The sequence below is a fragment of the Pseudomonas rustica genome (assembly GCF_018336155.1).
Classification (GTDB): domain Bacteria; phylum Pseudomonadota; class Gammaproteobacteria; order Pseudomonadales; family Pseudomonadaceae; genus Aquipseudomonas; species Aquipseudomonas rustica.
Genome location: NZ_JAGYHF010000001.1, coordinates 138779 through 158918, shown reverse-complemented (window position 1 = coordinate 158918; position 20140 = coordinate 138779). Strand labels below are relative to the sequence as shown.

Here is a 20140-nt window from a genome sequence, read left to right as displayed (position 1 = left end):
GGCATGCAGGATTGAACCTCTGGATAAGAGGTTCATCCCGCCGGTGTTGCAAGAATGTAGCCAGATGCGTCAGTTCAGCGTTTGCCAGAGCTTTGCATGACCAGTCTGATCAATGGCCCAAGGCTGGTGCCGAGACGGATCAGACGGGTCAGACCACCGACGCCGCCGCTTTTCGCGCCTTTGCCGGTGATGAAACCCAGCAGCGTTACCGCAGCCACACCCCACAACGGCGCGTGTTTGATGCCGAAGCCGCCTTGCAGGTTTTGCGTCATGCCGCGCATGCGCTGCAGGGGTTGCAGCACTTGCGCGGTTTCGTGGCGGATTTCCTGACGGTGCATTTCCATGCGCAGACGGATCAGTGCCTTGCGCATTTCCCGTCGTGAACCATTGTGCGGAAGTTGAGGCAGGCTCATGGCAGCAGGCGCTCCCGGTCGTTGGCCAGCTCTTCGAGCGTGCCGTGGAAGGGTGAGGACTCATCGAAGATCGCGGCTTTCAGGCGTAGCCCGCAGAAGATCGAGGCCAGGGTGTAAAAGACGCACAGGCCAATGATCGCGGCGAGACGATAGGTGTCCCAGAAGATGATCATCACCAGCGTCGATAAACCCACCAGCAACAACAGGGCAAAGACCAGCGCCAGGCCTGCGAACAGCAACAGGCTGACGGTACGTGATTTCTGCTCCTGCAATTCGATGCCGAACAATTCGACATGGCTGTGCAGCAGACCGAGAACGGCGGCGCCCAGACGCCGCGTGGAGGAGGCGGTGCCCGCTGTCGGGCCGGATTCACCGATCGACATGATCAGCGCCGAGTGGCCAGCAGGCCAATGAGGAAGCCGACGCCAGCGGCGATCCCCACCGATTGCCAAGGGTTGGCCGACACGTAGTCTTCGGTAGCGGAAACCGCAGCCTGACCGCGTTCGCGCAGGGTGTCTTCGGTCAGCTTCAGGGTCTCGCGGGCTCGCAACAGGCTGTCGTGGATCTGCTCACGCAGTTCATCTGCCTGATCGCCGGCCAGGGTGGCGGTGTGCTCGAGCAACCGTTCGGTGTCGGCGACCAGTGTCTGGAAGTCGTTCATCAGGATTTCTTGAGCAGTCTTTGCCTTGATGCTGGCCATGGGTGGATCTCCGTAGTTGGCTTTCTGATGCGTTCGAGTATGAGCCTTGCGCGAAGGTTCAGTACAAATGACTGGTACAACTTTTGCTATCTCGTGGTGCGTGGCCCGGTCGCTGTGCGCTGTTGCCGGGCGTGTGCGCTGGAAAACCTTAACTCAAATAATCCCGGTACGTGTCAGGACATCGACCGCGTGCGCCAAAGCAGTTCACTGGACATTCCCTTCAGTGACTGTGTGGTCGCAACTTGGTGCATGAAATGCCCGCATGAACCGCTTTGGTGCCTTTTTCGCCTTTAGGTCTGCCTGCTTATGGAAAATCTGCAAAGCGCTGTGGACACCCTGGTGCACAGCTCCAACACCTTGTTCATTCTGATCGGTGCAGTGATGGTGCTGGCGATGCACGCCGGTTTCGCCTTTCTGGAAGTCGGTACGGTTCGCCAGAAAAACCAGGTCAACGCCTTGGCGAAAATCCTCAGCGATTTCGCCGTCTCGACCCTGGCCTATTTCTTTATAGGCTATTGGCTCTCTTACGGCGTGACCTTCATGCAACCGGCGGCGGTACTCAACGCTGATCACGGTTATGGCTTGGTGAAGTTTTTCTTCCTGCTGACCTTCGCGGCGGCGATCCCGGCGATCATTTCCGGTGGCATTGCCGAGCGCGCGCGCTTCGTTCCGCAGTTGTGCGCGACGGCACTGATCGTGGCGTTCATCTATCCGTTTTTCGAAGGGATGATCTGGAACGGTAACTATGGCCTGCAAGCGTGGCTGACGGCGCAGTTCGGCGCGCCGTTCCATGACTTCGCCGGTTCCGTGGTGGTGCATGCGATGGGCGGCTGGCTGGCGCTGGCGGCGGTGTTGTTGCTCGGCCCGCGCAATGGACGTTATCGCGATGGACGCTTGGTGGCGTTTGCACCGTCGAGCATTCCGTTTCTCGCGCTGGGCTCGTGGATTCTGATTGTCGGCTGGTTCGGCTTCAACGTGATGAGCGCGCAGACGCTGCAAGGCGTCAGTGGGCTGGTGGCAGTCAACTCGTTGATGGCGATGGTCGGCGGCACCATGGCGGCGTTGATCGTCGGGCGCAATGACCCGGGCTTCCTGCACAACGGCCCCTTGGCCGGTTTGGTGGCGATCTGCGCCGGTTCCGACTTGATGCACCCGGTGGGCGCATTGGTCACCGGCGCGATTGCCGGTGCGCTGTTTGTCTGGTGCTTTACCGCTGCGCAGGTGAAATGGCGTATCGACGACGTGTTGGGTGTGTGGCCGTTGCATGGTTTGTGTGGCGTATGGGGCGGGATTGCCTGTGGCATCTTCGGCCAGACCGCACTCGGTGGACTCGGCGGTGTCAGCCTGATCAGCCAGTTGCTCGGCAGCGCGCTCGGCGTTGCGGTGGCGCTGATCGGTGGCTTTGTCGTGTACGGCGCGATCAAGGCCTTGCATGGGCTGCGCCTGAGTCAGGAACAAGAGTATTACGGCGCCGATCTGTCGCTGCACAAGATTGGCGCGGTGAGTCAGGACTAGGCTTCTTCATCGTCGGCACCGGGATAGAAACCGTGCAACAGGCGATAGCGGTCGATGCGCACTTGATCGACTTGTTCCTGCACCTGGTGTGCGGGCAGACCGAGCATGATCAACGCGTGTGAGGCAAGCATCAGGCTCGACTCCAACAGCTCCGGCACCACCTCGGTGGCGCCGGCGGCTTTCAGTTCGCTCCATTGGCTGTCGTCGCGGGTGCGCACCAGAATCGGTATGTGCATGTTTAGTCGGCGCGCTTCTTTAAGAATGCCCAGGGCGACATCGCTTTGATCGACGGCGATCACCAATAAGCGGGCGCGCAACAGGCCGACAGCGGTGAGCAGATCACCGCGCGCGGAATCGCCATAATGCACATCGCTCTCGCCAGAGGCCGCTTCCTGAACACGCACCGGGTCATTGTCCAAAGCAATGAACGGTTGTCCGGCGTTGCGCATGAAGCGGCCGATGGATTGGCCGACACGACCGTAGCCACAGATCACCACGTGCTTGTCGAGGTCAGCGTTGAGCGCGCTGATTTCTTCGATCTGCGCTTCCTGATTCGGTTTGCGGTGCAGGGCGGCGGCGATGCGTGGTGCGGCGCGTAACAGCAGCGGCGTCAGCACCATCGAGCAGAACGTCGCCGCCAGCAGCAAGGCGCCGAGCCTTTCCGGCAGCAGACTGCTTTGCTGCATCTGCGCCATCAGCGCGAAGCAGAACTCGCCACCCTGCGCCAAGGCGAGACCGCTGCGCCACGCGGTTTCGCTATCGCTACCGCGCCACTTCACCAGCAGCGCGACGACGATCCCCTTGATCACCATCAAACCGACCGTGAGCCCGAGAATCAGCAAGCCATCGCTGACAAACAGTTGCAGGTCGATCAGCATGCCGATGCTGACGAAAAACACCCCGAGCAAGATGTCGCGGAATGGCCGGATATCGGCTTCGATCTGATGCCGGTAATGACTCTCGCCGAGCAACATGCCGGCGAGAAACGCGCCGAGGGCAGGGGACAAGCCGAGCAAGTGCGTCAGCCACGCCGTCAGCAGCACGATCACCAGCGCCAACAGCACGAACAATTCCGCGGAGCGCGAAGCCGCCACCTCATGAAACAGCCTTGGCAGCAACCAGCGACTGGCGAGCAGCAGACCGACAAACAGCACCACGGTTTTCGCCAGCGTCAGCGGCAGGGCCCAGTACCAGGCCTGTGCGCTGCTGCCGGCGAACACCGGCACCAGCGTCAGCAGCAAAACCGCCACCACGTCCTGAAACAGCAAAACGCCGATCGCGTTCTGGCCGTGGCTGCTGAACACTTCGCCGAGACTGCCGAGTTCCTTGGTGACAATCGCCGTGGACGACAACGACAGCCCGGCGCCGAGCAACAAAGCGGGCGTCACCGGCATGCCCAGCAAAATCAGGATCAGCCCCAGAAGCGCTGTGCTGATCAGCACCTGCTGACTGCCCAGCCGGAATACCACTTGGCGCAACGCAATCATCTTCGACAGAGAAAATTCCAGCCCGAGCGAAAACAGCAGGAACACCACGCCCAATTCAGCCACGTCCGGCAGATGCTCACTCTCGTTGACCCAGTCGAACGCACTTGGCCCGACCAGCAAGCCCACGAATAGGTAACCCAGCACCGGTGGCAATCGCAGACGGCGGAACAGGGCAATCACCACGAGGGACGAGGCGAGGATGATCAACAGGTTGGCAAACACTAGACACTCCGATGTCAGGCTCTGGCTGTTCAAGCGTAGAGGCAAAAAGAGCGGGAGGATCACGTAATTGCGATTTCTGCGGACTGATTTGCATCAGGGTTTTGCGCGCAAGCGCTGTCGGAAAGGCTCAAGCCTTTGGGCGGCGGTGGGTCGACGGGTTTTGCGCTGCGGCCTAGAATAGGCGCACTCTTTTTGTGGTCGAGCCCATCATGCCTCCTGAATGTCAGCTGTTCGGCACCCTTGGATGCCATTTGTGCGAATTGGCCGAAGCCGAGCTGATGCCTTTTGTCGAGCACGGTTTGCTGGTTGAACTGGTGGACATTGCTGACGACGAGTCGTGGTTCGAGGCTTACAGCCTGCGCATTCCAGTGCTGCGCCGCGTCGACACCGGCGCGGAATTGGGCTGGCCGTTCAACGCTGATCAGGTTGTGGCGTTCCTCCAATAGTCGGTTTTCTGCATCCTCCCCGCCGGTCGCGACCGCGCATCCATTCCTTGGCAGTTTGCCAAATATTCGGTTACTGTATGTTCATACAGTAATTGGGTTGGCCTGCTGCATTCTGTGTCTTTTGCAGGGTGTGAGCAGGTGAGCCGGACGTCAGAGGGATGCACCGTGGTCAATGTCGAACAGTTGAAGAACAGCGTGAACCGGATGTCGGTTGACGTGGTGCGCGAGGCCGTCGCCGAATTGCGCCTCGACGGCTTGGTCACGGAAGGCAAGACGCCCTTCAATAAAGTCCATTTCAATACGTGCTTTGCCGAGATCGAGGCGCTGTTTCAGCGTGCCGGTTATCACAAGCAGCTCGACGTTGTCGGTTATCAGGGCTTGCTCTACGCCTTGTATGACCCGGGTCGCTGGGAGGCGGTCGAGGTGTTGCGCTGGCTCAAGGAGTTCACTGAGGCGGCGGCGCTCAAGTCGATTCCGGCGTGAGGATTCTGCGCTAGGTTCGTTTCCCTCAGTGTTGGATAATGCCGGCCTGCACTGAGGGGTAGAATTTTCGTATGTCCACATCTCCATTTTCCGCTGCACACAATCAGGCCAGCACCCTGTATCTGCCACCGGGTTCCTGGTCGACGGTGCTTGATTGTTTGTGCGAGCACTTTCGGGCCATCGGCCGTGAGCAGTGGCTGGATCGTATCGCCCGTGGCCGAGTGCTGGACGGTAATGGTCAACCGATCTCGGTGGATCTGCCGTACAAGGAAGGTCTGCGCATTCACTACTTCCGTGAAGTGCCGGACGAGAAACCGATCCCGGTGGTCGAGTCGATTCTTTACGCCGACGAACACTTGGTGGTGGCGGACAAACCGCATTTCCTGCCAGTGACCCCGGCTGGCGAGTACGTCGAACAGACGCTGCTGCGGCGCTTGATTCGGCGTCTGGACAATCCTCATCTGGTGCCGCTGCACCGCATCGACCGGCACACCGCCGGGCTGGTGATCTTCTCGGCTAATCCGCAAACGCGCTCGGCGTATCAGTCACTGTTCCCGACCCGGCAGATCGACAAGCGCTACGAAGCCATCGCGCCAGCGCTGCCTGAGCTGAATTTCCCGTTGGTGCACAAAAGTCGTCTGGTCGATGGCGAGCCGTTTTTCCGCATGCAGGAAGGGCCGGGCGTCAGCAACACGGAAACGGCGGTCGAAGTTCGCGAGAAGAACGGCGATCTGTGGCGCTATGGCCTGTACCCGGTCACCGGCAAAAAACATCAACTGCGTGTGCACATGAGCGCATTGGGCGCGAGCATCTGCAACGATCCGTTTTACCCGGATGTGTTGAAAGACGTTGAAGATGACTACGCCAATCCGCTGAAACTGTTGGCGCAGGGCCTGCGCTTCATCGACCCGGTCACTGGCGAGGAGCGCGAATTCGAAAGCCGCATCACCTTGCAGTGGTGATGTCGCTTATAGCTGCTGATTCTTGACACTGTACGGTCACGTTATCTAGCATGTGTTTATGCGCCGATTTAAACAGCTACTTGCGGGGCGCCAGGTGACTTCAACAGTTGCCGTCAGAAGCCGGAACAGGGCTTCGAAATACCGCTAAAGCGCTGGTTCGGTGTTGCCTCTCACCTGCCATGCAGACTTTTGAGGCAGAGACACGACCAATGAATGCACTACGCCCTCCTGCACGTCCCGCGCCGATCACCGCGCATATCACTCAACGCAACCCGAAAATCCTGCTTGGCGGCAAACATCAGCCGACGCTGTTGCGTTATCTCGATGGTTGGCCACGCCGCAGCGGCGGCCCTGCCGCATTCCTGATCCAGTTTGTCGAAGACGGCGAGTCGCTGGCGCGGTTTGCCAGTGACAGTTTTGATCTGGCAGTGATTCAGGCGCCAAGCGCGGAAGACGCGCCGGAAATGATCAAGCAACTGACCCGCGTTGCGCGGCAAGGCCTGATCACCCGCCGCTGATTTTTCAGAGATATTCGATCGCCACGATGTAGACGAACTGTTCTCCGGTCGGCGTTTGCACGCGCACCTCTGCGTCCAGCGCCTTGCCGATCAAGGCGCGGGCCAGTGGCGAATCGATGCTGATCAAACCGAGTTTCAGATCCAGTTCATCGGGGCCGACGATGCGGTAACGCGATTGCTTGCCGTCTTCGTCCTCGATCGTGACCCACGCACCGAAGTAAACCTTGTTCGGGTCGCTGGGTTTTTCGCTGACCACCTTGAGTGCTTCCAGACGTTTGGTCAGAAAGCGCACGCGGCTGTCGATCTCGCGCAGCATCTTCTTGCCGTAGGTGTATTATAACCCCATCATAAAACATACTATTCAGTACGTGTTCTGTCTGATTTTCTCATCCAGTGGCCTCAAAAAATCTTTGTCGTATCAGAGGATTATGCCATAGTACCCCATACTTAATACTAGATAGTACAGAGAAAATGGCTTACGCGCTCAAGGTGAAGGTGAGGTATCGACACGACAATACTGGGCGTGTGCTCTTGCTTCCTGCCTTATTGACTGAGAAGGGGTTGCTGCTTTCCCATCTTCGCTACCTTGCGAAGAACACTCGTAATGGGGCGTCGTGGAGGGAGCGGTCGACATTCGCGATCATGATTTTGATCAACTACATCAACGCGAATGAAGGGTTGTTCGACCAAGCGACAGAGCTATTGGAAAGTTTTGATGGTGCATTGCGTTCTGGGACAATCAACCCCAATGACCTGAGTGACCCGTCTGGCCTCTTTTGGCGACCACGAAGGGCGGAGGATGCGGACTATCTTATTTATCTCATTACGGACTACACCGACTGGCTTGCGCGGCAGCCGGAGTACGATACCGGTCGTGCGAATCCATTTCGACGCGCCACTAACGCTGAGCAGCGTTTGAACTGGTGTGCTTACTACCAAAAAAACGATAACGTTTTCCTAAATCATCTTCAGAAGGATGAAGATGCAATCAGGCGTAATAGCTTCGTTCGGGAGGTTGGAAGGCGGGGGCGTGAGCCAATTGTTTTAGAGGAAGTGAAGAAGTTTCCTGAAGCCAGCATCAGCTTATTGCTCGATGAAGGTTTCATCCGTGCCGATCGTAAAGACCATCCCGACCCCAACATGCGAATTGATTACAAGGGACGAGCTCTGACACTGCTGATGCATTACGGTGGTATCCGTAAAAGTGAGGCTTTTCACCTTTACCTAACCGACGTTCACATTGATAAGAAACGACACGAAGCGGTGGTACGAATCTATCACCCTTCCCAAGGCGCGTCCCCTGACAAAGCATATAGGTCGCGCGAAGAATATCTCGCCCAGCGCTTCCTTCGGACTCCGCGTACTCAGTATCCGCTTACCGAGCGCTTACATGCCGGGTGGAAAACCCCCGTACTTAGCTCCACGGAGAAGTTCTTCAAAGTCGAATTTTTTCCACCGCATAAAGCGACGGAGTTTTTGCATGCGTATCAGCATTATCTGATGTATCAGCGTGTGGAGCCCCAGAGCCATGACCACCCATATGCCTTTACCAATAGTACGGGGCAGCCTGAGACCATCAAGAACTTCCAGCGTCTTCATAAGGCTGCGGTCAACCGAATTGGTTTGGATCATAGGAAGTATCTGGGAACCACAGAACACGGCCATCGTCACGCGTATGGTTACAGGTTGGCTGACCACGGCTTCAATGGCGCTGATATCCAGAAAATGATGCGTCATCGTTCGCCTCACTCGCACCTTGTATACATCCAATCCACAAGTGAAGAATTTCGCGCGAAAATGATTGATCAAGTTGAAAAACGTAATGGGGTCTAAATTTTACAGCACGCTGGCTCTGGCTTCGGAGGCTACTCAAGCCCTAGGCATCCAGTCGATCCCAGATTACAAGGCGCGACGTCATGAAGACCCGAAGTTGCCCTCAAAGCCGGACGCCACTTACCCGAGCGAGTGGCGGGGATACCCCGATTTTTTCGGACGTGCAAAGTTAGGCAGGCCAACGAGTGGCCGTTTCTACGACACGCTCGATCAAGCTTCTAAAGCATGCCAAGCTCTCGGCATTGAGTCTGCGGTGGAGTACGCGAGTCGCTACCGGGAGGATCCTCGGCTGCCGGCCAAGCCTTCCGATACCTACAAAGATGAGTGGAAGGGGTTCGCGGATTATTTCGGCCGACCAAGCCCTGCCGGCGCAGGTTTTTACGGCACATTTGTTCAGGCTGCCAGCGCGGCTAGGGCACTAGGAATTCGAGGGGCGTCAGATTACCACGCGCGATTTCGTGAAGATCCCCTACTGCCCTCGAACCCAAACACAACTTACAAAGATGAGTGGAAGGGGTTCCCTGATTTCCTCGGTCGTCCAAAGGGTGTAAGGGGTAGGAGCTCCAGTTTCTACAGTAGCCTTGCGCAAGCTGCCAGCGCAGTTCAGCGCTTAGGAATTACTTCCAATCGGGAGTACGTGCAGCGTTGGCGCGAAGACCCTCAACTACCTTCTAAGCCAGAACGCACCTACAAAGATGAATGGACGAACTATTCCGATTTCTTCGGACTAGCGCCTGCCAACTCTAGGTACTCGCTTGAAGAGGCTTCCCGTGTTGTTCAGGGGATGGGCATCAACACTGTCGCTGTTTATCTCGTCCGTCACCACGAAGACCCCAGCCTACCCTCCAACCCAAGCCAATTTTACAGGGACGAGTGGAAGGGGTTTCCGGCCTTCTTCGGCCGTGACACGCTGATCGCCCCACGCAATTTGTATGGTTTTGAAGAGGCGCGTAGTGCGGCTCAGGCTCTTGGTATTACGACAGTCTTAGATTACAGAGTCCGGTATCGCGAAGACCCATTGCTGCCTTCCCACCCTAGCGCAGCTTACCGAAAAGAATGGAACGGATTCCCACATTTTCTGGGCACTGCGGACAAATACTACCTGACGATTGCGGATGCTAAGCGTGCTGTCAAAAGGCTCGGGGTTAGCAGTCGGAATGAATATTTCAACGAGTACATGCGAGACACTCGTTTGCCGTCTCATCCCGAGAGAGCATATGCGGCAGACTGGAAAGACTGGACTGACTTCCTTCCCGACCTGTCTAGCAGGAATGGTAAATATAAGAATTTAGCAGAGGCTTCGGCCGCCGTCCGAAGGCTTGGCATAAGCACCCAGCGTGAATACAGTGAGCGTCGCCTTTCGGATGAGAAACTTCCGTACAGTCCTGCTACCTTTTACAAGGACGAGTGGAGCGGGTGGGGAGATTTTACTGGTGTAGTGTATCGAGCTAAGCAAGAGGAATACTTCACCACATTTGAATCGGCGCGCAAAGCTGCCCAAAAACTGAATGCTGTTAGTCGTCGTGATTATCGTGAGAAATGCGTCACCGATGCTCGGCTCCCACCATTTCCGGACAAGACATTCCCTTCGGCATGGAAGGGATGGAACGACTATCTGGGAACGGTAAGCTCGTCTGAAAAATACGCCACATATTTCGATGCTCGCGAAGCGTGTCGTAAGCTGTCCTTTGGCAACAACACCAATTATGTGAAGAACTATAAGGCGCTAGATCCTCGGCTTCCTGGTGCACCAGCAACGTTCTACGGGGAGGATTGGCAGGGCTGGGCGGATTATCTCGGTTCGAAACGAACTAAAGATGTTTACTCATTCGATGAGGCAAGTAAACGAGTTGCGGAGCTTGGTATCAAAACCGGGAAGCAATATAGGACTGCCTACCGGGCAGACCCTATGCTCCCTTCACAGCCTGAACGTATCTATAAGGACTCATGGATAGGTTGGAAGGGCTTCCTATCGGGAACTCCTGATAGTTTTTACCCCACTCCGGCACTGGTTATTAACGGCGCAGGGCGGCTGGGTATTAACTCATCGAAAGATTACGCTAAGCGCCGCCACCTAGACCCTCGTCTACCTGCAAACCCTGACATCGTCTACGATGCTTCGGGGCAGCTTCCTGTACGTTCGTCTGTGTGTGTCGACGATGCAAAATATCTGACAGTCACGGAGGCTAGCGAGGCGTCGATACGCCAGGGCTTTTTAACTAAAGAAGACTATCTCAAAGGTCACAAGATCGACCCTAAACTCCCAGCTATGCCCCACCGTACTTACTCCAAAAATTGGAAAGTCTGGGGTTGGCAGCGATACCTCGGCACAGAGATATATAGCATTGCAGACGCAGGTCGAGCAGCTCGCGTTTTGGGTATCACTGGAGTCAGTGATTATACCTTGTTGTATCGGCAGGATCCTGGCTTGCCCGGCGATCCGCTGATTTTCTTTGAGTCCGAATGGCAGGGCTGGAATGAATTTCTTTTACCCGAACGTTGCGACACGCTAGCAGACGTCAAGTTCGCTGTGAAATGCTTAAAGATCAAGAATAGCCAGGAGTACCGGGAACAGTACAAAAGCTATTCCTGCCTACCTGCTCATCCTGAGCGTGTCTTTAGTGCAGAATGGGTCGATTGGTACGACTTATGTGACATCCCCGTGCCTTACTCATACGAAGAGATCCGTCGGCTCGTCCTAGATGAAGGAGTGAAGGGGAGCTCAGACTATAAACGATTTCTTGCAAGTCAGAGTGATCCGCGAATTCCCCGTGACCCGGCAACGGTCTATAAAGATGTATGGGATGGCTGGTTTTCGTTTCTCAATAAACCGGAACCCTTCAAGTCTCAATATATCCGTGCGCCTTATCTGGCCTGGAAAGACCTAATTGATCAGTTCATCAAGGGGGCTCGTGCTGGAGAAACCAAAGAATACAACCTGTGCCGCTTCGTAAGGGATTACATTCAAAAACACGAACTCGGGTTCGCTCCAGAAGTTTTTTTTACCGCTCCCAGGGTGGATCTCAATCTCTTTGAGGAATTTCTATACGGCTTACCTCCTAGCCCAGGGCGCACTTTATTGTCGTCAGTTAAGGAGTTTGCAGACTACGTACTTCGGAAGAAGCTGACTTTTGAAGATGAAGAAACTAGCGAGCGAGTGCTCGCTTCAAATGCTCGTAACCCCTTTGCGGCTCTTGTTTATGAAGGCGACGATCCTATTGGAAATGCTGGCGAGACCAACAAGCCTGCGCTTGCCTACCAGTATGTACAAAACATGTGCAACTGGATTATCCCTGAGACGGCTCAAAATTTTGGGGATCTGGCTCATCTCCATATTTTCGATCCTGACTGGGTCGAAGTTGACCCATCAATCATTGATCTGACAGATCCGGATTGTGTTTTCAAGGAGGAGTTTGGAAAAACGAAGTTGTGGTTTCCTGCCCACTGGATGAACGCATACGCGCTTGCATCGGTGCCTGCCAGGGGAAAGCAGTTGGCGTACAACGATTCAGGAGAAGCTGACGAAAATATTCCTCAGGTAGTTGATGGGAAGATTGTGTGGGTTCGTAACGAATCTTCTCTTGCGGGTATGACTGATAATCAGGGATTCGTCAAAGCTTACCCTGACGGCAACATAGGGATGCACTTCACATCTAACAAAACTTCGATTCGTGGCGCGTCATATAGTGTTCCTTGGATGCCTGAAAAACTTGCAATCTGGATGGTACGCCTCCGTAATTGGCAATCCAAATATAACCCGATCACTCGGGTAATGCCTTGGTTAGATTGCGTAAGAACGGAGCTCAACGAAAAGCAGCGTCGCGCAAAGGGAGCAAATTGCTTTTTGTTCCGTAACTTTGGTGAGGAGGAAAGCACAAATTACGCTTATCGACTGAAAGATCGATTGGCCGCTGCGCTGTTTCACAGCCAGACCGGCGATCTCGTCCTCGCAGAGTGCACGGGTAATGTTTCGAAGATAACTTCATACAGCACTCCGTACAGTCCTCACAGTATGCGCGTTAGTCTGATTACTGCATATGTCATGGAGTTTGGATTATCCATTGACATCGTTATGAAGCTTGCTGGGCACAGCAATATTATCATGAGTCTCTATTATGTGAAGCTTAATGCTGAGGGGCTGAGGGTCAAATTTGCAGAGGGCGAAAAGAGGGCTCTGGCGAATAAGGTCTATGCCGCCATTCATATGATTGAGCAAAACAGGATTGATGAGATCAGGCACGAGCTGATTCACAATAATGAGGACGCTATAAAGCGCTATTCGGGGAATGGTCATCCAGGTAGTTTTCTGTTCAGGGACTATGGGTTTTGTCCATTTGCAGGTACACGTTGTGGGGATGGGGGGCCGTTAATCGGTTCCACTAAGGTTCGAGAGCCTATCGCGGGCGGCTATCTTGGCATGCAGAATTGTCCGCGCTGCCGGCATTTTGTAACGGGGCCAGTGTTCATCGGCGGCTTGCTGTCCTTAGCAAATGAAATTTCTTTGCAGGCGAACTTTCAGTTTGAACACATTGCAGAGCTTGAGGCGAAAAGCGCCGAAGCGTCAGTTAAAATCGACCTCTTGGACGACGAGGAATATGAGGCTAAGAAAGCAGGGAAAGAATTCAACACAGCAGACCGAACCTTCTTGGAAATGAAAGTTCGAAAATTGCAGTCTGATCTGGAAAGTGCTTCGAAGAAGGCCGACCTTTTTCTCTGCGACATCCAGGCTGTTTCCCGGTTGATCAATCAGAGTCAGGCGCTGCTGAATGAGCAAGTGGCGGTAAAAGACGATACCAATCTCCCACAGTTGATTATACAAGGTGGGCACGAGCTCAGTGTCGCAATAGAGGAGTCTTCTAGGTACCACCTGCTGAGTGAGGTATGTGAAAACGCTGAGATTTACGAATCTGCCTCAGCAGACCTTGCCTTGCCTATTCGTTCTCAGATGATTGATAAAATGATCGCGTTCAACAACATGATGCCCACGATGTATGCGCTTGATAAGCAACAGCAGCTGGTGATCGGCAACCAGTTGACGAGCTTCCTGCTCACGCGCGTTAAATCATGGGCGAAGGTCGATAGTTTGGTGACTGGGAAGCTACTGTTAAAAGACCTCGGCGAGCAGGAATATATCGCTGCCACCGACATTCAGGCGATCTTGAAAGGACGTAAGCCGGCAATAGCAAGTAATGTGCCCCTAACGCTCGAAATGGAGGAGGGATGATGGATCCTAAGGCAATGCTGGAGCATCTGAAGACGGTCGCTTCACCTCGCACTCACGGTACGCTAGAAGCCATTTACGAAGTCTGCAATGAGCAGGTTGAGCGTGGAATTTCAGATTTCAGCTTTACGACTATTGCTCGGCTAGGTGAGAAGCGGGGCGTCCCTAAGGCCCAAAGTATTCGCAATGCAACCGGCGTTCACTACCGCACACTCATTGAGTCCTTCGTAGCGGCTGCACCAGCCAAGAAGGTTGGGTACAAGCAAGCCACGGCGGACGCATGGATTGATGAGCTGCCCACTGCACGGCATAGGCTCCTCGTCCAAATACTGCTCTCAGAGCTGGCAGAGGCCCGCCGTCTGGTGAAAGAGATCGTACCGCCAGGCCTAGAAATCTATGTCGATGACCGTAGGGCGCCAGCGGGTGCGTTTAAGCTGGACGATATCGAACGGCGTGCATTGGAGTACATCCTTTCAGAAGATTTCATCAAGAAGTGGAATTTTCGTAAAGGGGATAAAGGAGACGTACTTGACCAAGCTGGGGTGCGCGTATTGAAGCCTGGGACGGTTGACGCCATTGAGAAGGCGCTTCGATATTTGTAGCTTTTTCGCGGTTTCGTCAGATGGGCACTGAAACCCTCGCCCCGGATGAGATCTCATCGTTACTCAGATGCTTCGCGTTAAATGCGCACGTCGCAGATTCTGGAAGAGTGAGAATTAGACGGCCGTGACCGCTCGGATCTTGAGTCTGAATCCTTCCTTCCGTTACGAGTAAGCATGATCAAGGGCCTAGAGAAATCTAGGCCTTTTTCGTTGTCCGCCAAGAACATGGGTTGGCTCGACAGGTGTACTCGGCCTGCGGCGTCCAGCAGAGTTGACTTTACGAATGCCAGTATCTATGGACAGTCGATTTTGCCAATCCAAGCCTCACTGCAGCCTCTGCCTGACTTAAACCAGAAGCTTTGAGCTCCTTGACTGCATCAGCAGCCCTTGCGTTGCCTGGCTTCCCCCTAGAGCGCTTCACCAGCGTCTTACCAGCGAACTGACTTTGAAGCAGCTCCTCTCCACCTTCGTTTCGGAACTCATCCAGCTGTGCAGTTGCTCGTTTAATGGTCACCTCGAACGGTTCGTCTTTTTGCACTGCGATACACAATGCGAGCAGAGCAACCGCATCAAAGTCCAGAGCCTCAGAGAGCTCGCTTAGCTTGTTAAGGGTGATATTGCTCCCACCTTGTTCAAGCTTGGCTATGTTCGCTTTGACGCTCACCTTTGCGAGGTCACCGTAATCTAAACCGCGTGCTGTCCGGACTGCCCTGACCACGCCAGCGATCTCTTTCTTGAGAGACATTATCTGCCCTAAAAAACGAGGATAGAGCCATAAGTCGGCAGTTCCGATAAACATCGTTTGGTGCTATTATCGGAACCGTTGAGGCTTTACTCGCGTTCGAACAGGGCTTCATGCTGGCGATCGAGTCGTTTGGGTACGTCGCGTCGTGAACATATCAGATGAATTGACGGGGATTATTTTTTGAGCTCAGACGTCATTGAGGATCCCGCAGAGCTATTCGGTAGTCCTGGCTTTCTATTGTCTGGATCACTCGACAGCCAAGAAGGGCTGGTACGAGAAGCCCGCACTCGGTTTCCTCAAAAGCCTTTCTGCCTCGTGGAGGAGTGGACAATCTTCCGCGTTGACCTTACCCCTGAAGAAATTGCAAAGGTTCACGCTGGCAATCATCTCCCGCTCTTCCTGTTTGCCCACAAGGTGGTCGAGGACAGCCGGGGCCGCTTCCAGCCAGGTGACTGGGTTCGCTCCAGCATGTGCGTCACATTAAAGGACGGCGTTATGTTCGAGACCAAGAATTCGGTTTACGTCCTGATGGGGGAGGGACATGAGCAAACTGCCAGTCTCAAGACCATTTTTTCCTTCTTCTAATTTCCGTTCTATATGAGCTCTGCAAAGCAAAGGACATTCCATGTTCAGAACACAAGACTCAGATCTTATCGGCGTCCCGGGGATCTTTGGTGAAGGCCTTGCGCATTGGCATAGCGTGTCACGGATTCTCAGAACTCACTGGTACCACCTCACTGTCCGCATGAGCGAGCAGGGGCGAAGCACTGAACTTGCTCACATGATTGAGGGTGAGCACAGGTTGCAGAACATGCTTGTGACCCAGAGCGATGAACAAGAGCTAGTTGACGTCCAGGTTATGACTCCGGCATGGATGAACAAAAGCGTCGGATGGGACATGGAACGTGTAACGAAAGTAACTATCGGCAACGACAGTGATTTTGAGGTTTGCCTGATTGAGGTCGAGGGAGGCGCTGTCTACCACAACTCGCACCGTCCAGACTTTCAAATCGATTCGCTGACAGACCTTCGCCCGATCTTTCTCTCGAGCATGATTCGATCAGGCTGAAAATAACCAAAGATCTTGCACGATACCAACGCGTCTGGTTCCGTGCGGAATTCCTGATAACTCCTTGCGGAATAGCACCGGAGCGCAAAAAATGCTGGACACTCTTGACGTTAATTTCCACGGAAAACGCCACACGGATTTCGATCTTGCGCGGATCATAAAAGCCCAAGATCAGGGTTTTGACATACCGGTCACTGCTTACCTTTGCGGAGTGTCCATTAGGGCGCGCGCAGGCATCGGTGTAGTGTTTGGCCACAAGCGGAAAGACCGGTATGGGCGGTTTGGCGATGGCCATCTGATCCGGACTTCTGATGTGTTGAAAGTCGAGCGCGAAGGGCGCTTCTGGGTGATGACGACCGAGAATTCGCGCTATGTGCTGGCCACGTTTCAGCGGGGCAATGGTCGTTCAAGCTTACGTGAGTTCTTACGCCTCTCCCGAACGCTCCACCCAACACCTCGGCTTCTGCAGTGATTTTTCGTCGGGCTATCGACGATACATCTCCCTGTCCAACCTGATCCTGAGGGCAGGTCATGATCGTCAAGAAGGGAGACGTTATTACTTTGGCCTCAGGGATCTTTGAGTCGTACAACCGTGAGGGGCCATTTATTGCCGTCCATGGTTTCGATCTTGATGCGTTTGTTTCGGAGAGGACTCGTGGGGGCATGACGAGGTTAGAAGTGGATGATCTACTTGAAGGCATTCCCGCAATGCTCATTGAGCGAGGGCTTCTTACAGAGTTGCCATGTCGCAGGATCTATCTCGGAGCGATGGGGGAGATCGATATCAAAGCCGAAAAGTGTGGCCATTAGGGCACGTTTTTGTAGGCCCCTTCGCCCGGGAATCAGGGTATCTCGGTCGTCTAATGCCAGCATTTAGTGGCGTGCCCTGCGGGCTGGCTGTCGTGAACCGAGCCTCGTGCCGAGTCTCGACCCTTCGGGCGTCCATCCTCACGCCTCCGGCCTTAGGCCTGCGCGCTCCGCTTGCCAAAAAAGCAGCTACGCGATCCCAGCGATACGGATGACGTTTCCACCAGAAAAATACGTGGACACCATCGCTGGAGATGCTGCTGCTCTGAAAACGCATGGGCGCGGCACGTAGGTTGTTGTGACGTCTACTTCGCCGGTTTGGAGCTTGGCTTCTACCTAGCTTTCAAGCGCGCCGCGTATCAGCCGCCTCTCTAAAAGGGCTGAGCATTCCTCAGACACTGTGAATGTCATGCCCTCAGGGTCACCGGCTGATCACTCTAAATGTTGTCGAAGATCTGCCATCCGTCCTCGAGAGGGAAGATCGGGCTATGTTGAAATTTTCCAAACGGTGACTGTGCATCGTGTGGAAGGAGCGGAAACGAATTCCGCCCATCCAATAACTCTGGGTAGATCTTGAAGATCTTCAGATGGTGCAAGGGGAGCGTCTGAATGTACGCAAGGAGATTGCCTAGGTTGATGCCCACTTTAGGGTTACCTGGAGCTTGAAGTTCAGCAGTCATTGCTTGCGAGATGTTCCACTCGACCGCGTTGATCTCGATGCTGGGGCGGGCGTCAGGCCAGGACGACGACAGTTCTTTGGCGTGATGGTAGCTTTTATAGCCAAGACCTTTGGCGAGAATTCTTAGTGCTTGGGAGTGACTGATGGGCTTCAAGCCGGGCCAGGTTTTGAAGAGAACGCGAGCGGCTTTCTTCAGACCTGTGTGACGTTCAAGATCAACAGGGAAAACGGGAAGGATCATCGCAAACTCCGGTCGTTAGCGGTGTCGGCTGCCCGCGAATGACGACTGTCGAATGCGTGGAAATGGAGGGTGTATCACCTGTGACAAAGCCTTTGCGTGCCGACCGCGCGATTCAGGTAATCGCTTAGCCGGATGCTACTGATGCCAGGCTTACGGGTCAATAAGAGAGTGAACTGTTGTTGACGTACGCCCTGAGTCGCCACTTGTTCTTGATTGCGCCTGTTGCCCCAGCCCATTTAGCTCGATGCGTTAGCCATGACCAGGCAGCGCATAGCCGTATGTGATCATTGACTCATATAAGCGTTGAGGGGGGCGAATTTCGGGCCTCGAAAAACCTTTCAAAAGCTCGACAATCGGTTTAACAGATTTCCGAGTTGCGTCCCAGCATACCGGGCTTTTAGCTCTTCAAATTTCGCAGTTTTGCGATCCCCGGTGAGCAGGCTAACTCCGTGCAGCGCATTAACAAATTTCTGGGACTCGCCTATTTCGGCCATGAGTGGCAGCCAGGTTGACTGTGCTTGCTTGATCAAGGTCTCGGCCTCAACACTTAACCCTTGGGACTCAATGAGCTTGTTCTCGTGAACTGTTTTGCTGAGGTCGGCCAAGGCTTGCTCGAGCTTCTGCAACTGATCTGTTACGAGTTCAACTGCATCAAATGATGTCGGGCGCCCGTCAACATAAACCTTGTCTTCTTGAACGCAGTAAATCGCCAGCGGGCCATCACCGCCACCGGTGCAATCTAGCGCCAGTACATTGCCAAGGCGTAGAGGGGAGGGTATCCAAGTGTGCCCGAGGCATATCCTCCAAACGCCTTTAACACCCTCGCGATAATGCTTGATGATGCGCTCACGCCCCCACAGTGCGATCTCTGCAATTTGAGGGTTATCCAGGCTCCCGACAAAATCACTCCACGCCATGCCAGTGGGAACATCTGCATGCACGACCCCCACAAGTCCTTTCACGGTTTCGATCTCGATCGCCAGAGGAAGGCTCTCAAGCCTTTCAATAATCATCGGCTTTGATTCATCAGCGATCGTAGACCACCACCCAGCTCCATGCGAGGCATACCGTGCATGAGGATCTTGTCGAAACGCACCTATCAGCATCCATTCATGATTACCCTGGACTGTGTAAAACCAAGGTTCACCGAGAAGCTTCAGACCATCCAGAACGCCGGGGCCGCGATCAATCAGATCTCCCACGGCTATCACCCGATCAACCTCCTTGTCGAAGTCGAGTGCATAAAGACCTTTGTGAAGATCAATCGTCTTAAAATGGATATCACCGACCACAAAATCTCTGCCGTGGTCGTTCTTCGCAAGCCTCAAAACATTGGTCATGACGTCACGAATTTCCTACGCTGATTGCTGCGGAGAGGGCGATTTCATGAGACATGCTGGGTCTCAAATTCGTAGCCGTAAGATCTGTGAATTATACCCTACGGAGCCTTTCTACAGGGCTCGTTTGCCAGCAATGTCAGAGACTGAGAATTATCCCGCGAGGTATTTTCTCAGCCATATAGCGAGCATCTAAATTGTTCGGCGCCGGCGCTCGTTGCCGTTGATTACATGGCACGGTTTGCACAACGCTTGGAGAGTTGCGGTCTGGTGAGCATCATGGAGAAGCTGTAAAGCAGAGTGTCCTGTCGGCAAAGAGAACGGCTCTTTGTCCAGCCAGTCAAAGCGGGAAAATATTTCCTCAATCTGGGAAGTGGTGAGCGTCTGAATGATCTGGGCGACCATAACCTTGAACTCGGGGGACACATGGTCAACTTCGGTAGACGGATTGTTCTTGCATCGTTCACATACAGGATGCATCGCTCTGTAGCGAGAAATCATAGGATGCGCAGCATCCCGGAGTGCGCGATCCAACCAATCCATTTCGTCTCGAGGGTTGATGCACTGCGTCCATGAAACTCCGTGCCAGCCATGACCCGGAAAGTAGCCTTGGAAATCGTAAACCGCTCCTGGGCGGAGTAGCTTTCGAAAGCGGGTAGGGCGCAGATCTTGCGCTGCACAGTGGTAATGTTTCTGATGAATTAGGTCGGCGATGATGGAGGACTCAAACTCTTGTCCGAAATCGACCTCTGCGATCTTCCCCTGAATCATCTCTTTCAGCTGCGTCTTCGTCATTCCCCGGAAGAACTCTTTGCCTCGGCTCATTTTAATTCCTTGAGTACGATGTGTTCGAGCAGTGC

At 54.3% G+C, this 20140-nt stretch carries 20 protein-coding genes and 1 pseudogene; 12 read left to right on the top strand and 9 right to left on the bottom strand.

All coding sequences use genetic code 11. From position 1 onward, the window contains the following. Positions 1-74: 74 nt before the first annotated feature. From KFS80_RS00740 to KFS80_RS00730, 3 genes are read right to left on the bottom strand one after another with little or no spacing between them, the layout of a single operon-like run. A complete protein-coding gene (locus KFS80_RS00740) occupies positions 75-413 on the bottom strand; it encodes a hypothetical protein (RefSeq protein WP_053122317.1) in 339 nt (112 codons plus the stop codon). Continuing rightward, positions 410-796, bottom strand: coding sequence for a phage holin family protein (locus tag KFS80_RS00735; protein WP_008079909.1), 387 nt, complete (start codon positions 794-796; stop codon positions 410-412). The genes KFS80_RS00740 and KFS80_RS00735 overlap by 4 nt, the downstream gene beginning before the upstream one ends. A 2-nt stretch (positions 797-798) precedes the next feature. Beyond that, on the bottom strand, positions 799-1113 hold the full coding sequence (locus tag KFS80_RS00730; RefSeq protein WP_053122315.1) for an ElaB/YgaM/YqjD family protein: 315 nt from the start codon (positions 1111-1113) through the stop codon (positions 799-801). 306 nt (positions 1114-1419) lie between these two features. Here KFS80_RS00730 and KFS80_RS00725 point away from each other — a divergent pair, with 306 nt between their 5' ends. Further along, positions 1420-2628 (top strand): ammonium transporter, encoded by a 1209-nt coding sequence (locus KFS80_RS00725; protein ID WP_053122313.1) that lies wholly within the window; start codon positions 1420-1422, stop codon positions 2626-2628. On the opposite strand, the gene KFS80_RS00720 is transcribed toward KFS80_RS00725, so the two are convergent. Continuing rightward, complete coding sequence (locus KFS80_RS00720) at positions 2625-4337, bottom strand: cation:proton antiporter (RefSeq protein WP_212543711.1); 1713 nt, start codon at positions 4335-4337, stop codon at positions 2625-2627. The genes KFS80_RS00725 and KFS80_RS00720 overlap by 4 nt on opposite strands. A gap of 209 nt (positions 4338-4546) precedes the next feature. Between KFS80_RS00720 and KFS80_RS00715 the strand changes: the two genes are divergently transcribed. The 4 genes from KFS80_RS00715 (at position 4547) to KFS80_RS00700 (ending at position 6746) form a co-directional block, all read left to right on the top strand. Then, on the top strand, positions 4547-4783 hold the full coding sequence (locus KFS80_RS00715; protein WP_053122310.1) for a glutaredoxin family protein: 237 nt from the start codon (positions 4547-4549) through the stop codon (positions 4781-4783). A 165-nt stretch (positions 4784-4948) separates the two neighbouring features. Then, positions 4949-5266, top strand: a complete 318-nt coding sequence (locus tag KFS80_RS00710) for a transcriptional regulator (protein ID WP_053122309.1) — start codon at positions 4949-4951, stop codon at positions 5264-5266. Between the two features lie 71 nt (positions 5267-5337). Beyond that, a complete protein-coding gene (locus KFS80_RS00705) occupies positions 5338-6228 on the top strand; it encodes a pseudouridine synthase (protein WP_212543710.1) in 891 nt (296 codons plus the stop codon). 209 nt (positions 6229-6437) lie between these two features. Next, on the top strand, positions 6438-6746 hold the full coding sequence (locus KFS80_RS00700; RefSeq protein WP_003226820.1) for a hypothetical protein: 309 nt from the start codon (positions 6438-6440) through the stop codon (positions 6744-6746). Positions 6747-6750: 4 nt separating this feature from the next. On the opposite strand, the pseudogene KFS80_RS00695 reads toward KFS80_RS00700, so the two are convergent. Next, positions 6751-7080, bottom strand: a pseudogene (locus tag KFS80_RS00695) (GreA/GreB family elongation factor); the annotation flags it as partial. 137 nt (positions 7081-7217) lie between these two features. Here KFS80_RS00695 and gmtY point away from each other — a divergent pair. From gmtY to gmtX, 3 genes are read left to right on the top strand one after another with little or no spacing between them, the layout of a single operon-like run. Then, positions 7218-8579 carry a gamma-mobile-trio recombinase GmtY gene (gene gmtY, locus KFS80_RS00690; RefSeq protein ID WP_042560317.1) on the top strand — a complete coding sequence of 454 codons (1362 nt, stop codon included), beginning with the start codon at positions 7218-7220 and terminating at the stop codon, positions 8577-8579. Next, positions 8548-13803 carry a gamma-mobile-trio integrase GmtZ gene (gene gmtZ / locus KFS80_RS00685; protein ID WP_155401148.1) on the top strand — a complete coding sequence of 1752 codons (5256 nt, stop codon included), beginning with the start codon at positions 8548-8550 and terminating at the stop codon, positions 13801-13803. The genes gmtY and gmtZ overlap by 32 nt, the downstream gene beginning before the upstream one ends. Next, positions 13800-14402, top strand: a complete 603-nt coding sequence (gene gmtX, locus KFS80_RS00680) for a gamma-mobile-trio protein GmtX (RefSeq protein ID WP_235378416.1) — start codon at positions 13800-13802, stop codon at positions 14400-14402. The genes gmtZ and gmtX overlap by 4 nt, the downstream gene beginning before the upstream one ends. Positions 14403-14679: 277 nt before the next feature. On the opposite strand, the gene KFS80_RS00675 is transcribed toward gmtX, so the two are convergent. Continuing rightward, positions 14680-15147 carry a helix-turn-helix transcriptional regulator gene (locus KFS80_RS00675; protein WP_042562161.1) on the bottom strand — a complete coding sequence of 156 codons (468 nt, stop codon included), beginning with the start codon at positions 15145-15147 and terminating at the stop codon, positions 14680-14682. A 180-nt stretch (positions 15148-15327) separates the two neighbouring features. On the opposite strand from KFS80_RS00675, the gene KFS80_RS00670 reads away from it, so the two are divergent. The 4 genes from KFS80_RS00670 to KFS80_RS00655 all read left to right on the top strand — a co-directional run bounded on the left by KFS80_RS00670 (position 15328) and on the right by KFS80_RS00655 (position 17026). Then, positions 15328-15732 (top strand): DUF6957 family protein, encoded by a 405-nt coding sequence (locus KFS80_RS00670; RefSeq protein ID WP_235378415.1) that lies wholly within the window; start codon positions 15328-15330, stop codon positions 15730-15732. Positions 15733-15772: 40 nt separating this feature from the next. After that, positions 15773-16216, top strand: coding sequence for a hypothetical protein (locus KFS80_RS00665; protein WP_042560316.1), 444 nt, complete (start codon positions 15773-15775; stop codon positions 16214-16216). Positions 16217-16307: 91 nt separating this feature from the next. Next, complete coding sequence (locus KFS80_RS00660) at positions 16308-16688, top strand: hypothetical protein (RefSeq protein ID WP_042560315.1); 381 nt, start codon at positions 16308-16310, stop codon at positions 16686-16688. Between the two features lie 59 nt (positions 16689-16747). Next, complete coding sequence (locus tag KFS80_RS00655; RefSeq protein ID WP_042560314.1) at positions 16748-17026, top strand: hypothetical protein; 279 nt, start codon at positions 16748-16750, stop codon at positions 17024-17026. Positions 17027-17460: 434 nt separating this feature from the next. Here KFS80_RS00655 and KFS80_RS00650 read toward each other — a convergent pair whose 3' ends face one another. The 3 genes from KFS80_RS00650 to KFS80_RS00640 all read right to left on the bottom strand — a co-directional run bounded on the left by KFS80_RS00650 (position 17461) and on the right by KFS80_RS00640 (position 20105). After that, positions 17461-17943, bottom strand: coding sequence for a hypothetical protein (locus KFS80_RS00650; protein WP_042560313.1), 483 nt, complete (start codon positions 17941-17943; stop codon positions 17461-17463). A gap of 338 nt (positions 17944-18281) precedes the next feature. Beyond that, a complete protein-coding gene (locus KFS80_RS00645) occupies positions 18282-19283 on the bottom strand; it encodes a metallophosphoesterase (protein ID WP_042560312.1) in 1002 nt (333 codons plus the stop codon). A gap of 189 nt (positions 19284-19472) precedes the next feature. After that, entirely contained in the window at positions 19473-20105 is a 633-nt protein-coding gene (locus tag KFS80_RS00640) for a hypothetical protein (RefSeq protein ID WP_042560311.1), read from the bottom strand. Positions 20106-20140: the final 35 nt, after the last annotated feature.

What these genes read in the sequence shown, in the direction of transcription:
- KFS80_RS00665 (WP_042560316.1), top strand. Translation starts at nt 15,773, where the DNA reads ATGTTCAGAACACAAGACTCAGATCTTATCGGCGTCCCGGGGATCTTT.
- KFS80_RS00660 (WP_042560315.1), top strand. Translation starts at nt 16,308, where the DNA reads ATGCTGGACACTCTTGACGTTAATTTCCACGGAAAACGCCACACGGAT.
- KFS80_RS00675 (WP_042562161.1), bottom strand. Translation starts at nt 15,147, where the DNA reads ATGTCTCTCAAGAAAGAGATCGCTGGCGTGGTCAGGGCAGTCCGGACA.
- KFS80_RS00700 (WP_003226820.1), top strand. Translation starts at nt 6,438, where the DNA reads ATGAATGCACTACGCCCTCCTGCACGTCCCGCGCCGATCACCGCGCAT.
- KFS80_RS00650 (WP_042560313.1), bottom strand. Translation starts at nt 17,943, where the DNA reads ATGATCCTTCCCGTTTTCCCTGTTGATCTTGAACGTCACACAGGTCTG.
- KFS80_RS00640 (WP_042560311.1), bottom strand. Translation starts at nt 20,105, where the DNA reads ATGAGCCGAGGCAAAGAGTTCTTCCGGGGAATGACGAAGACGCAGCTG.
- KFS80_RS00705 (WP_212543710.1), top strand. Translation starts at nt 5,338, where the DNA reads ATGTCCACATCTCCATTTTCCGCTGCACACAATCAGGCCAGCACCCTG.
- gmtY (WP_042560317.1), top strand. Translation starts at nt 7,218, where the DNA reads ATGGCTTACGCGCTCAAGGTGAAGGTGAGGTATCGACACGACAATACT.
- KFS80_RS00735 (WP_008079909.1), bottom strand. Translation starts at nt 796, where the DNA reads ATGTCGATCGGTGAATCCGGCCCGACAGCGGGCACCGCCTCCTCCACG.
- gmtX (WP_235378416.1), top strand. Translation starts at nt 13,800, where the DNA reads ATGATGGATCCTAAGGCAATGCTGGAGCATCTGAAGACGGTCGCTTCA.
- KFS80_RS00725 (WP_053122313.1), top strand. Translation starts at nt 1,420, where the DNA reads ATGGAAAATCTGCAAAGCGCTGTGGACACCCTGGTGCACAGCTCCAAC.
- KFS80_RS00740 (WP_053122317.1), bottom strand. Translation starts at nt 413, where the DNA reads ATGAGCCTGCCTCAACTTCCGCACAATGGTTCACGACGGGAAATGCGC.
- KFS80_RS00645 (WP_042560312.1), bottom strand. Translation starts at nt 19,283, where the DNA reads ATGACCAATGTTTTGAGGCTTGCGAAGAACGACCACGGCAGAGATTTT.
- KFS80_RS00730 (WP_053122315.1), bottom strand. Translation starts at nt 1,113, where the DNA reads ATGGCCAGCATCAAGGCAAAGACTGCTCAAGAAATCCTGATGAACGAC.
- KFS80_RS00715 (WP_053122310.1), top strand. Translation starts at nt 4,547, where the DNA reads ATGCCTCCTGAATGTCAGCTGTTCGGCACCCTTGGATGCCATTTGTGC.
- KFS80_RS00655 (WP_042560314.1), top strand. Translation starts at nt 16,748, where the DNA reads ATGATCGTCAAGAAGGGAGACGTTATTACTTTGGCCTCAGGGATCTTT.